Source organism: Labilibaculum filiforme (assembly GCF_002843315.1).
Classification (GTDB): Bacteria; Bacteroidota; Bacteroidia; order Bacteroidales; family Marinifilaceae; genus Labilibaculum; species Labilibaculum filiforme.
The window spans coordinates 156377-169492 of the sequence record NZ_MVDD01000010.1; the positions used below are offsets into that span (position 1 = coordinate 156377).

Here is a 13116-nt window from a genome sequence, read left to right on the forward strand (position 1 = left end):
TTAAGGGATTTTTAAGCTAAAAAAGAAAGCCTTTCCATAGTTTTACGGATTCATAATTATCGGTATAAAATTCATGGGGTAATACTTGCGAGAGTTCCTTAAATACAAAAGGATTTATTTTTTTGCGACACTGAACAAATGCACTCCCTGCTAGAGCGAGCTTGTAGCTCGTGTTCTGTGGAAGAAGTTAAAAAAGAACTGTTATTTATTATGAAACAGCTATTTTCGACTCAAAATCTTTTGCTTTTATTTCTCTTTCTAAAGTAAACAATCTCTGTACTAATAAAGGATCTGTTCAGCTCTGCCAATAAAGAGCGCTTATTGATTGTTATGCCCGATACACTTAAAAAACACTCATATTACTATTGGTAATGTGTATTATATTCTTACTTCTGCTTTGCAGAACACGAGCTACAAGCTCGCGCTAGCGGGGGTGTGGTTGGGCAATAGCTCAGAGTCCAATTTTGAGAACGACCATTACACTTGAAAGGTTGAAGAAGCGAGGTTATGAATCGATGCTCGACATTTACAAACAAATCACGCCTGTTAGACGTGATTCTTTATTCCCCACAACTTAACGAACCGCTGTATACGAGACCCGTACGTACAGTGGTGTGAAAGCCTCTCCCTGCTAGTGATTACTAGCGGGGCGGGCTATTCGATTGTAGGGCGTTTTAATCAATTGTTGTTTTTGCAATCTTATCGTTTATTCCATTCTTTCCATTTAAAATAGGAATCCAATATATCAAAGTAAGTCTTGTTATATTCCTAATCAAGATATTTGAGAATTTAAGTTCTAAACCGTCCAATTGTTTCACTTTTAAATCAAGAAACACTTTCCCTATGGTCATATTTGTCGAAAATTCTAAGCAAACCCGATAGAAAAACATTACAAGAAAAATCTCAATTGGCAACCACAAAATAATCATTTGTGTAGAGAGTATCCAACCAATAAAAATCACAATCAACCAGTCAATTACAAACGCCAATAGTCTTTTTAATTTTTGGTTTAAACTCATATTAATCCGCGGTAATTTATTCAATATTGCTTTGAAGTTGATTAATTTCAATCCAAATGATAGTATGATTAGTCCAAATGGTATGATTGGGAAATAATATATTGTCTTAAAATTCAGGTCTATCTCTGATACTACATTAGGTGATATTTGATAATTGGACAACCATTTTATATAAAATCCTTCAAGAACAAAAAGCCCAGTAGTTATGAAAACCAAACTAATCAAACCGTTTATTGAAATTTTATGATATAATAAAAATGCAATTAATCCTATTAGTCCATAAATTAAAGAAAATATCAGCTTGAAATCCGCCATTGGTTGAATTATAATATTCTCAGAACTCGGCAATAATTTGTCAAGTTGAGTTAGGAAAACATAACTTAATCCAAAGAAAATCAAAACTGCAATAATTATCTTTACTACTTTCATTTTATCATGATATTTATTTTGACGGACTTTCTGCAAATGCCCTACAACGGCTACGTATATGAAACGTTTGGCATTTCGAAGCACTTTCCTGTCAAGTTACCATTACTTATAATACGAGCTGAAATGCTCGATAACCCACTGACTGCCAAATGTTTTATATACGATGTTGTGCGCTGAGCTTTTTTGTTTTCCATAATCCGTATATCATAAATCCAATTCCCACTAAAATGTATGGAAGACTTAGAAGTTGTCCCATATTGAAAGTCATTCCATCTTCAAATCCTACTTGGTCTTCCTTTAAAAACTCTATTACAAATCTTGCTATAAAAAATAAAACAGTTGCAAGTCCAAATAAAATTCCGTTTCTAAGTCTATCTCTCATTTTCAAGTAGAGTATCAACATAATACCGAGAATTATAAAATAAGAAAACGCCTCATATAATTGTGCTGGATGTCTTGGTATATTGTCAACTCGTTCAAAAATCACGCCCCATGGTTGTGATGTTGGCATCCCGATAATCTCAGAGTTCATAAAATTTGCAAGTCTGATGAAACCCAAACTTATTCCAACAACTACAGCAATCAAATCAAGGATGTCAATCATGGAATGTTTAGTCTTTCGTGAATAGAAATATAAACCAATTAATAATCCCAGTACTCCGCCGTGACTTGCCAGTCCTTGGTAACCAGTAAACTTTATTCCACCATCGGGAGGAAAAGTTACAGGAAGAATCATTTCCAATGGGTGCGATAAATAATATGAAGGCTCATAAAACAAACAATGTCCAAGTCGTGCCCCTGCAATTATTCCAATCATGCCGTAGATTGTTAATTTCTCCAAATTTTCCGATGGAATATTTTCTCTCTTAAAAATCCAACCCAACATGTAGATAGCTAAAATCAATCCGCTTACAAACAGTAGTCCATAATATCTAATCGAAATCCCAAAGATATTTACTATCTCAGGGTCGGGATTCCAGTGAATGTAGTTTAAAATCATATCTTAATTTTCAATGTTGGTACTGTCGCTCTAGCTTTGCGCACAACTAGTTAGTAAGTGCTATGGGCTTTATTTCGTTTATATTTTTCTAAAAAGTGTGTTTACCGACCCATATAGGGCAGTAATGAACACTTATTATATTCAATGGACGAATCTACAAAACAATAATATCTAATCAAAAGAATCAGGATGATTATTTCACATAGGTAGTATTACTATAAATATTGAGGATTACATATTGTCGAGAGCTTATTTGAGTGTCGAAAATGCTTTTACATATTGTCGAGAGTTAATTTGAGCGTCAAAAATGGCTTTACATTTCGTCGAGAGCTTATTGGAGTGCCAAAAACGGCTTTACATTTCGTCGAGAGCTTATTGGAGTGCCAAAAATGCCATTACATATTGTCGAGAGTTAATTTGAGCGTCAAAAATGCTTTTACATTTCGTCGAGAGCTTATTGGAGTGCCAAAAATGCCATTACATATTGTCGAGAGTTAATTTGAGCGTCAAAAATGGCTTTACATATCGTCGAGAGCTTATTGGAGTGCCGAAAATGCCATTACATTTCGTCGAGAGCTTATTGGAGTGCCAAAAACGGCATTACATATTGTCGAGAGCTTATTTGGGTGCCAAAAATGCCATTACATTTCGTCGAGAGCTTATTCGAGCAACAAAAAGTTAATTTTCAAACCGCGAGAGGTCATTCTAGCACCAAAAATGCCTTTACATATTGTCGAGAGCTTATTTGAGCGTCAAAAATGGCTTTACATTTCGTCGAGAGATCATTTTTACGGTCAAATAGGCCTTTACAAATCATCGGGCGATTATTCGAGAGTCGATATGACCATTTTTTATTGAGGGAAGCTTATTATAGGCTGAAAAATGCCTTTGCATTCTGTCTAGAGCTTATTTTGGTGACAAAAATGTTTTTACATATTGTCGAGAGCTTATTCGACTTACAGACAGTTTTACCCAAAGCTCTTATGTATTCTATTGCATCAGTAGCACGCTCGATTGACGGCACTCGCTAAATACTATTTATTTAAAAACTTTTCTACCCGATAAGGGAAGCGGACTCCTCCTGTTTTAACACTCCTCTCACTGTTATTTCCACGAAATCTTTCGGGATTCCCTGAAAAGGGGAGAAGGCTTTATTTATTCCTTTGCTTATTTATAAATAAGGTCACAATTCGTAATCTAGTAATCTTCCCCTTTTCAGGGGAAGTGCCGATAGGCGAAGGGGTGTGTTATTCATTGTAAATAATTGGTTTAAAGCAAGGCGTAAAAGCTTTTTTATCCTTAAATCCTGACTCCTTCAAGTCTTCTTACTTTGTACTTAATACTTTGTACTTGCTTCTCAATACTTGTTCCTTATCGAACGCTACTTCTTGAAAACTGTTCCAAGGCATGGTACACTTCTTCGGCATTACTGGTAGTCATAAGGGCATTTCGCAGGGCAGCTGCTTCGGGAAATCCGTTGGTGTAAATCTTGAAAAAGCGACGCAGAATGGCGAAATTTTTCTCATTGCTCCAGGTGTTGTCGAATACTCGGGTGTGTTCCTTTAGTAGTGCAAGTTTTTCTTCTTTGCTAATTTCCACCTTATCGGGATGAAAGAACCATGGATTTTTGAAGATGCCGCGACCTATCATCACTCCATCAACGCCATATTGCGCTACTTTTTGCAATCCGTCTTGGTACGATTCTACATCGCCATTGCCAATTATTTTGATGTTTGGAGCCAGTTTGTTTCGTAATTGTACCGCTTTCGCGATTTCGTTCCAATCTGCCAGTCCATCCGACATTTGTTTCTGTATGCGCCCATGAATGGTAAGTGCATCAATGGGCATTTCCAATAGGTGAGAAATCCACGGCTCAGTAACTACCTGTTTAAAACCAATTCGGGTTTTAACGCTTAAAGGCAAATTGGTAGCCTCTTTGGTGGCGAGGATTATTTCTTTGGCCAAATCGGGCTGGGCAATAAGCGCCGAACAGCAACCGTTTTTCACCACATTTTTCACCGGACAGCCCATATTAATATCGATGCCGTCAAAATCGGTTTCGTTGGCAATGTATTGAGCGGTTTTGTAATATTTCTCTGGATCTTTTCCCCATATCTGCGCAATCAACTTCACATTCTTTTGGTGCAGTAGCACTTTCTCCGACTCGTTAATTCGTAGGCGGTGCTTTACTTTTTCATGTCCAACAGGATGACACATGCCTTCTACCGATGTAAATTCGGAAAATAAAAGTTGTAGTTTTCCTTCCTGCATTGTCTGTAAAACAATTTCCCGAAACGAAGTATCGGTTACGTCTTCCATTGGTGCTAGCGAAAAGTTAGGGGTTTGTATGTTGTGCCAAAAATTCATATTTAATTATTAGTGAAAAGGATTTAGAGTAACTCATAATTCGCTACTTTCTTTATCCTTGAAGCTAGACTCTTACAGGTTGAAAAAACGCTGTCAGGTCTGCTCCCTGATTATTGTTTTTTGTTTCTTTTTTCTTTGTTTTTCACCCCAAACCCCTAAAGGGGCTTTTCTTAGAAGCCATTTGCAAGAGTATTGCATCAAGTCCTCTTTAAGGGATTTAGGGGTTTTTATTATCGCAGGTAAAGCATGCGGTGAAATGATTGTTTCTTGCCCCTCGTAGCTTGAAACTTGAAACTTGTCTTTCTTGTCCCTAGAAACTTAATTCATAATTGATTTAGCTTCGGTCTTATTCGTTGTCGGTAAATCTGACTTTTGCTGTATTTATCGTGGAATTTCGAGCGCAAAAGCATGCGTTCCTCTATGGGCAATTGAATAATTTCGGCACACTCATCGGTGCAACATCCCTGATAATGATCGCGACATTCCTCGCACTGAATAAATAGCAAATGACAATCGTTATTGGCACAATTGGTATGCGTATCGCAGGCCTTTCCGCACTGATGACACTTGGCAATAACTTCTTCGTTAATGCTTTCGCCTAATCGTTCATCGAACACAAAATTTTTACCTCTAAATTTTGAATCCAGCCCGAGCTGTTTAATTTCCTGCGCATAGGCAATAATACCACCATGCAATTGGTTTACATCTTCGAAACCGTGATGCTTTAGATAGGCACTGGCTTTTTCGCAACGAATTCCGCCGGTGCAGTAAAGTAAAACTTTCTGATCTTTTTTATCCTTTAAATCATTTACCACCAGGTCAATTTCTTCGCGAAAGGTATCGGCATCGGGACAAATGGCATTTTCGAAATGACCCACTTCGCTTTCGTAATGGTTGCGCATATCCACCACAATCGTATCTGGATGACTTACCTGCTCGTGAAATTCGAGGGGAGAGAGATGATTTCCCACATTGGTAACATCAAAGGCATTGTCGTTTAAGCCGTCGGCAACAATTTTAGGTCGCAGTTTTACAATTAGCTTGTAAAACGATTTGCTATTATCCTCAACAGCCCATTTAATAGGCATGTTCTGCAATTCCGCCAGACTATTTAAGTGTGAAAAGAATGCTTCCAGGTGCTGTTCGGGTACGCTCATTTGCGCATTAATGCCTTCGCGGGCAATGTATATTCTTCCTCTGCAGTTCAATTCAAACCATTTAAGATACAATTGGTCGCGAAACTCCTGCGGGTTTGCGATAATCACATATCGGTAAAAAGAAAACGTTTTTCTGGTAAAGTTTTCGTTTTCAAGTTGTTTCTTTAGTTCTTCTTTGCTAAGTTTATTGTGAAGCAGCATTTTGTTATTCTAATTTAGAATTAATAAACATTGCAAAAGTAATGGTTTTTTATATTCAAACAAGTGCGAAGAGGTATCACAGTTCATAAATAAGACATTTTAGTCTTAAATTGCTATGTTTGCAAAATCATTTTAACAAAAATTTATGGAAAAGAAATTTCTGATTGTAGGACAGGGAATTGCGGGATCCTTACTTGCATACGATATGTACAGGGCCGGACTTAACTTTACTATTGTTGCTAGTCCCGATAAAAGTACGACTTCCGATGTTGCAGCAGGAATGTATAATCCCATTGTTTTTAAGCGACTTACCAAAAGTTGGATGGTGGATGATGTGTTGCCGGTGATGGTGAAAATGTATCAGGATTTGGAGAGTGATTTGGGACATCAGTTCTTGTTCCCGATGGATATTATTAAACCTTTGGCCGAAAATGAAATTAAAATGTGGCAGGAGCGAATCGAAGACAGTAATTTTTCCGATTATATTGTTGGTATAGGGAATAATTCGATCGGACAGGGAATTAAAGATTTTGATGCCTATGGAAGGGTAACCAATTCGGGTTATTTACTTTTGGGTAAATTATTGAGAAAACTGCGTAAATTTTTTAAATCGAAAGGACTTTTGATAGAGGCTAATTTTGAATATAAAGATCTTGGTTTTATTGATGGGGAAATTACCTGGCATGGAATTTCGGCCGAAACTATTGTTTTTTGTGAAGGTCACCACGCAACTAAAAATCCTTATTTTAAAGATGTTGGCTTTAACCTCACCAAAGGGGAGTTATTAGAGATTGAGTGCGAAGGATTGCCCGGGGATTATATTTATAACAAGAATTTATTTGTAATGCCAATTGGAAATAAACGTTTTAAAATTGGAGCGACTTACGATTGGAAAAATCAGAACGAAGAGCTAAGCATCGAGGCTCGAATAGATCTGTTGGGACGCTTGGATAAATTGATTTCTTTGCCTTATACGGTTGTAAATCATTGGGCTGGCATTCGTCCTACTATTATCGATCGTCGTCCGGTGCTAGGTACGCATCCATTTCATAAACACGTTGCCATTTTTAATGGTTTGGGTACTAAAGGAGTAATGTTGGCTCCTTATTTTTCTCGCGAAATGGTTCGTTTTCTTTCTATGAACGATTATCCGCTGGCAAAAGAGATCGATATTCGAAGATTTTTATAAAAAAAACCTCTGCTTGTCGCCATTGTGCTGCAAGCAGAGGTTTTACCAATTCAGATGGTTTATTCTTCGTTCAATTTTGCTTTTTCAACTTTTTCTTCCAGCCTTTTCACACCATTTTCGGCTTTCTCAATTTTCTCTAATTTTCCTTGATACAGCTCGTCGGTAATTTTGCCTTCCTTTTTTTCTTTTTCTAGATTTTCTTTGGCATTTTTAATTTTTTCTTTGGCCATTTTTATTTTTTCGTCCGATTTGTTCAGCGTTTCGCCCAGTTCTTTTCTGCGTTTTTCGCGGTACATTTTTGCTTCTTCGGCTCGTTTTTGTCCAAATCCTTTGCCTTCCAGTTCTTTTTCTTTACCAAAAGCATGCCCTTTATCAATCATTTCCGACTTCATAGAATCTCTTCTTGTTTCCATCGATTCTCTTTTCTCTTTCATCCCTTCTTTGGCATCCTGGTACTTTTCCTGATGTTTTTCTTTACGAACATTCATACTATCCATATGAGCATTCTTTTTTTCTTTCAATTTGTCCTTTTTACCTTTTATTTCTTTTTGAAGGGAGTCTTTCTGAATTTTTTGTGCTTTTTCAAATTTGTCTTTTTCTTTTTGAGCCATTAGTGCCTCTCCCGAGCACATAATTATGCACAAGGAGAATGCACCTATAATAAATTTTTTCATGCTGTCTGTTTTTTTACGATTACAAATCTTTTAATAGGTCATCTACTTCTTCCGAGGCTTCTTCGAGATCCTCTTTTGTTTGTTCCATTTCTGTAGTTAGAGAATCCATAATAAGGGTGTCTACTTCTTCAATTTCCATTTCGGTGCTTGTGTCCACTTTATCCTTTGGTTTTTTATCGGCGCATGCTACAAATAAAAACGAGAATAGTACAATAAGTAAGCTTAATTTTTTCATTGCATTTTAGGTTTTAGTTAGAAAATAAAATTTGTCAGGAACAAGGGAATACCGCAAGTTTGGTGTCGACAAAACCTTGCTTGGTTTCGCATTTTTGGGCGCGATGTTTCTGTTCCACATTAAATTTAAGAATATTATTTGTATTTAGCACTGCTAAATAACTTGGATGTCAGATAATTATACTAAAGGTAAGAGGGAGATATTGGTTTTTGAATGCTATTAAATCCAAGGAGAGGAATCTGTTCTTACTAGTGAAATAAAAGGATGCATTGAATTTACTATTGGGTGTAATTGGTTGCAGTTTTAGCAATCGAACTATAATTTTAAAGAAAAATAGTAAGCTTGTATTGTTGCTGGTTGTTGAATAGGGAATGGGAGGGGATTTTGTTTTTTTTAGAGATAAGCCGGGCATTTTACCCAGCTTATGTCTTTGCTGTTGCATGCAGAATTAAATTCGAATTTTAACCACCAGTTTTTTCACCAGTAAATTTTCGTTGTTTTTAATACATGGACAATGAAGGTCGTTAGGGAAAAAAATCGCAAACATTCCTTGTGTTAGTGTTATGTTAGTCGATTCGTTTGGGTAAAAGGCAACATCTTTTTCCTCATTTTTTGTGTGAGGAACTTGATCCTTTAAAACACTAACTCCCATTAATTCTGTCCCCGATATCATATATTGAATATCGATGTGTTCGAAATGACTTTCTAATTTACAATCTTCCTGATTTTTAGTGGTGTACTCCTGAACAATTGCGACAACATTCTTTCCTTCAATTTCATATTTTCCCAATTCGGTGTTTTGCAAATCGGTTGTGTTGATGTACGCAAGTGCTTTTGCAATACGATCGCTTAATCCAGCATATAGCTGCGAGTTTTCAATTTTATCTATTACCATTTTGTTAGTTTTTGCAAAGGTGAGAATAATCTTGAAAATTTAAATTCGAGAAGCTATATTTTTATGTATTCTTTTTCAATCATAACTGGAATGCGTAAATGTTATGTGTTTACCCTGTATTTACAGGTGGAAATGGGAAAAGTAAATAAATTGTTTAGGTGGTTTTTGGGAGGGGAAATAAAAAAAAGGTGAGAAATATGATATATTTATTCCCCTTTTATACCAAGTTATAATACAAAAGGGGAATGCAATAATGACTCATTTTTGCTTTTTGTGTCTCAATTTTTTCCTGCTAAGAGTGCCCATGCACAACAATCCGGATGATTTTAATATTAAGAACAAAGAAACGATAGGCTTGAAAGAAGATATTTTTGCGCCAAAACATAGTTGTTTTGGTTGGCATTGGCGGATAAGCCTCTTCGTAATAAGCTTTTCTTTTTGTAGTACTCATGGTATATCTGTTTTAACAAATTCGACAATCTATTTTATTCGGGTAATAACCACCAAAATGGGTATCCTTTGGCTTTGTGCAGAAACATGTAATGCATTGTCCATTTTAGCCAGTGGCCAGCTAAGCCTGGTTCGCCCATGGTATATTTAATACTGCGACCCCATTCTGGATATTTATCCCAATCCTGAACTATTGGATAAACGGTCATGCTTGCCGCCGATCCTTTGGTCATGCCGTATCCTGCCGATACAATACAGGCGGCTCCCATTTTCGACATCGATGCTCGGTGTTTTAGTTCGTGTTCTCCTTTTTTAACCAAATTTACAATGTTTAAGGCAACCACTTTACCAGCAACCCCCGATGGCATCCCTGTTCGGGGTGGAGCAGGAAAAATAGCCGTTCCGTTTTTGCTTTTCATGGGTTTCGAAATGGAGTGGGGCGGAGCAAATGCAATACCCGGAGCAAAAATATTTGGGTAGGTTGGGTTGCGATAGGTTTCTGGCCAATCTGCGGCTTTCCATTCCTCAAAATCTTTTGGTGTATAATCGGCATCTACTTTCATGAATCCATTGGGAGCAAAAATAGTAGAGCTGATGTCCTCATTATTCTTGCCGAAGGCTTTTAATCCAACCCCCGAAAAACCAGGTATCAGCATCGAAAAATCAAAGGCGACCGATTTTTTTTCGCCATCCAAAGTCTCGTAGTTTGCTTTTCCAGGTTCTATTTCAAATACGCCTGCGCGCTTAATCCATCTTATGCCATTTTCGATCAAGAAGGATTCAGCAAATACTTTTGTTGAGGTGATATAACCACCGCGTTTAATAAAAGCACCACCCATTCCAAAATCTCCTAGTTCGTATTCATTCGTGATCCAGATTAATTCAGCCAGATGCTCTAATTTTCTTTTCCTTATTTCGTAGGAAACATTTAAAATATACTCGAAAGCGGCTCCTTGGCAGGTTGCCATCGAATGGCCTGTTCCAATCAAAAATGTTTGCTTTTCTCCTGCTTCCATTTTTTGAAAGCATACTTGTAATTTTTCCCATGCGTGTATGGCATGATCGCAGGAGCAAACAGACTCTGTATTTTTGCCAGGTCCCAATCCAGGAGTGCCTTCAAAATTTAATTTAGGCCCAGTTGCATTTACCAGGTAATCGTAATCTACTTGTTCTGTAGCGCCTGCCTTTTCAGGATCGGTGTATTCAATACTTACAAATCCTTTGCTAATTTCTTGATTTCCTTGTGGATGAATAGAGATTGCTTTGGCTTGTTTAAAATCGATTTTCCATTTGTCGTACACTTTTTTTAATTTGAACCGTACCTGATCAACACTCATACGTCCCACGCCAACCCATATGTTTGATGGAATCCATTGGTAATAACTGCTGGGGGAAACTACAACTACCTCGTGTTTTTTTCCTAGCTTTTTTTTAATGAAGGCAGCAGCGGTGTGTCCGGAGATACCTGCGCCTAAGACAACGATTTTGGCCATGATATATTTGAATTTAGTGTATATATAGTCTTGTATATGATTCAAATTCACTTTATCAAAGAAAAGGAAATGTCGTACATTCCTCTTTTTTTTGTTAATGATCTAATGTAACGAAAAATATTTACATATCTAGATGTGTTATTTAAAATATTCTTGTTTTACTCCTGATTTTTACGCTATTAGGTTTTTAATGTGTTCTTGAAGCTTGAGAATGGTGCGTTTTTGCAGGATAATTTTCTCTTGTTTAGATTCGATATAAACTTTTATACCTTCGCGGAATAATATATTTTTTAAGGTTTTTAATGATGGAAATGGTGATAGTTTTATTTGTTTATTCTTTTCGAAAGAATGATGGCTTCTATAATGTGCTGGCTAAAATTCCATTTAAAAAAAATAAAGGTTAATTTCGCAGGCTATATGAAAGGAAGCATGCTATGTTTCAAAATTATTAAGAGCACGAAAATATGATGGACCCCAGAATAGAGAATCTGAATGTAAGCGCTGAGCAATCGATTATAACACCAGTAAAATTAAAAGAATTATATCCCTTAAGCGAAAAACATATTGATACGGTTTATAAAGGGCAGGAAACAATTAAAAACATTGTAAATGGGAGCGATAAGAGAATACTTGCTATTGTTGGACCTTGCTCTATTCACGATATAAAATCGGCTAAAGAGTACGCACAAAAACTGAAAGTGCTTGCAGACGATTTAAAGGATGATATTTTTATTGTGATGCGGGTTTATTTTGAAAAACCTAGAACTACGGTAGGATGGAAAGGTTTAGTAAACGATCCATATATGGATAATTCCTGTGAAATTGAGGACGGTTTAAAGCAGGCTCGTGAGCTTTTGGTGTATATCGCAGCACTTGGATTGCCTGCGGCAGGAGAAGCTTTGGATATTGTAACGCCTCAGTATATTCAGGATCTTTTTTCGTGGACTGCAATTGGTGCTCGTACTACCGAATCGCAAAGTCATCGAAACATGTCGAGTGGTTTATCGTCGGTGGTGGGTTTTAAAAATGGTACCGATGGGAATGTTGATATTGCTGTGAATGCCATGCAGGCGGTTGCAGCTCCTCATAATTTTGTGAGTATTGATCCGAAAGGAAAAGTGGCTGTAATTCGCACTTTAGGGAATCCAAATACACACATTATATTACGGGGAGGGAAAAAACCTAATTTCGAGGCATCCTATATTGAAGCAGTTGAAAATAAATTGTCCGATTTGCAGATTGTACCTAGAATAATGGTTGATTGTAGTCATGCGAATTCTTCTAAAAAAGCAAAAAAACAAGAAATTGTTCTGGCAAGTTTGGCCGATCAAATCGCCAAAGGAAACAAATCTATTATGGGATTTATGATCGAGAGTAATATCAACTTTGGCCAACAAAGTATTCCTACTGATTTGTCGAAATTAAAATATGGTGTTTCGGTAACCGATGAGTGTCTTGATTTTGAATCTACCGAACGCATTTTAAGAGAGTTTTGTGATAGAATTAGGAGTTAAGAGCTTTCTTAAATTCAATGAAATTATTAGGATCAATTCGAAAATTTGGTGGAGAAAAAAAATAAATGAATATTTGTCATCTTAATTTTATGACATGGATTCGAATAAAGATCATTACAAGTTACTACTTCAAGCAATTTTACCAGAAGAGATATTTTCCTATTTTGAGATCACACAAGTTATTATTGATGAAAAGAGATTGGATGTTCATCTGGATGAGTTACATCAATTACCAGAAGAATATTCAAGGGAAAAGCTGACTTCAAAAGGCTTTCAGTCCGCGGTCGTAATTCAAGATTATCCCATTCGAGAACGCATGGTTTACTTGCATGTTCGCAAAAGGAAGTGGCTGGTTTGTTCTACGGGTCAGATTGTAAGTAGAGATTGGGATTTGATAGCAAAGGGAGCTCGATATACAAAAGGGTTCGCTTCTTTTTTAAAAGAATTATTTGGACAAATACCCGATTAGCAGTAAAAGCCTTGAAAAACATTA

At 36.7% G+C, this 13116-nt stretch carries 12 protein-coding genes; 3 read left to right on the forward strand and 9 right to left on the reverse strand.

The window, feature by feature from the left end:
• Positions 1–674: 674 nt before the first annotated feature.
• From BZG02_RS14315 to trhO, 4 genes are all read right to left on the reverse strand, one after another.
• Entirely contained in the window at positions 675–1448 is a 774-nt protein-coding gene (locus BZG02_RS14315) for an RDD family protein (RefSeq protein WP_101262124.1), read from the reverse strand.
• A gap of 154 nt (positions 1449–1602) precedes the next feature.
• Positions 1603–2448: a prolipoprotein diacylglyceryl transferase gene (lgt, locus tag BZG02_RS14320; RefSeq protein ID WP_101262125.1), complete on the reverse strand. Its 846-nt coding sequence runs from the start codon at positions 2446–2448 to the stop codon at positions 1603–1605.
• 1371 nt (positions 2449–3819) lie between these two features.
• The gene (locus BZG02_RS14325) at positions 3820–4815 is read right to left on the reverse strand and encodes a tRNA dihydrouridine synthase (RefSeq protein ID WP_101262126.1); all 996 of its coding nucleotides are present in this window, start codon (positions 4813–4815) and stop codon (positions 3820–3822) included.
• Positions 4816–5138: 323 nt separating this feature from the next.
• On the reverse strand, positions 5139–6173 hold the full coding sequence (gene trhO / locus BZG02_RS14330; RefSeq protein ID WP_101262127.1) for an oxygen-dependent tRNA uridine(34) hydroxylase TrhO: 1035 nt from the start codon (positions 6171–6173) through the stop codon (positions 5139–5141).
• A gap of 145 nt (positions 6174–6318) precedes the next feature.
• On the opposite strand from trhO, the gene BZG02_RS14335 reads away from it, so the two are divergent.
• Positions 6319–7362 carry an NAD(P)/FAD-dependent oxidoreductase gene (locus BZG02_RS14335; protein WP_101262128.1) on the forward strand — a complete coding sequence of 348 codons (1044 nt, stop codon included), beginning with the start codon at positions 6319–6321 and terminating at the stop codon, positions 7360–7362.
• Between the two features lie 59 nt (positions 7363–7421).
• Here BZG02_RS14335 and BZG02_RS14340 read toward each other — a convergent pair whose 3' ends face one another.
• The 5 genes from BZG02_RS14340 to BZG02_RS14355 all read right to left on the reverse strand — a co-directional run bounded on the left by BZG02_RS14340 (position 7422) and on the right by BZG02_RS14355 (position 11109).
• Positions 7422–8036: a hypothetical protein gene (locus BZG02_RS14340; protein ID WP_101262129.1), complete on the reverse strand. Its 615-nt coding sequence runs from the start codon at positions 8034–8036 to the stop codon at positions 7422–7424.
• 19 nt (positions 8037–8055) lie between these two features.
• Entirely contained in the window at positions 8056–8271 is a 216-nt protein-coding gene (locus BZG02_RS14345) for a hypothetical protein (RefSeq protein WP_101262130.1), read from the reverse strand.
• A 448-nt stretch (positions 8272–8719) separates the two neighbouring features.
• Positions 8720–9166, reverse strand: coding sequence for a NanQ anomerase/TabA/YiaL family protein (locus tag BZG02_RS14350; RefSeq protein WP_101262131.1), 447 nt, complete (start codon positions 9164–9166; stop codon positions 8720–8722).
• Between the two features lie 292 nt (positions 9167–9458).
• Complete coding sequence (locus BZG02_RS20850) at positions 9459–9617, reverse strand: hypothetical protein (protein ID WP_180335735.1); 159 nt, start codon at positions 9615–9617, stop codon at positions 9459–9461.
• A 34-nt stretch (positions 9618–9651) separates the two neighbouring features.
• A complete protein-coding gene (locus BZG02_RS14355; RefSeq protein ID WP_101262132.1) occupies positions 9652–11109 on the reverse strand; it encodes an NAD(P)/FAD-dependent oxidoreductase in 1458 nt (485 codons plus the stop codon).
• 464 nt (positions 11110–11573) lie between these two features.
• On the opposite strand from BZG02_RS14355, the gene BZG02_RS14360 reads away from it, so the two are divergent.
• Both BZG02_RS14360 and BZG02_RS14365 read left to right on the forward strand, forming a co-directional pair.
• Positions 11574–12623 (forward strand): 3-deoxy-7-phosphoheptulonate synthase, encoded by a 1050-nt coding sequence (locus BZG02_RS14360; RefSeq protein WP_101262133.1) that lies wholly within the window; start codon positions 11574–11576, stop codon positions 12621–12623.
• A gap of 94 nt (positions 12624–12717) precedes the next feature.
• Positions 12718–13092, forward strand: a complete 375-nt coding sequence (locus tag BZG02_RS14365) for an ISAon1 family transposase N-terminal region protein (RefSeq protein WP_101262134.1) — start codon at positions 12718–12720, stop codon at positions 13090–13092.
• Positions 13093–13116 lie beyond the last annotated feature (24 nt).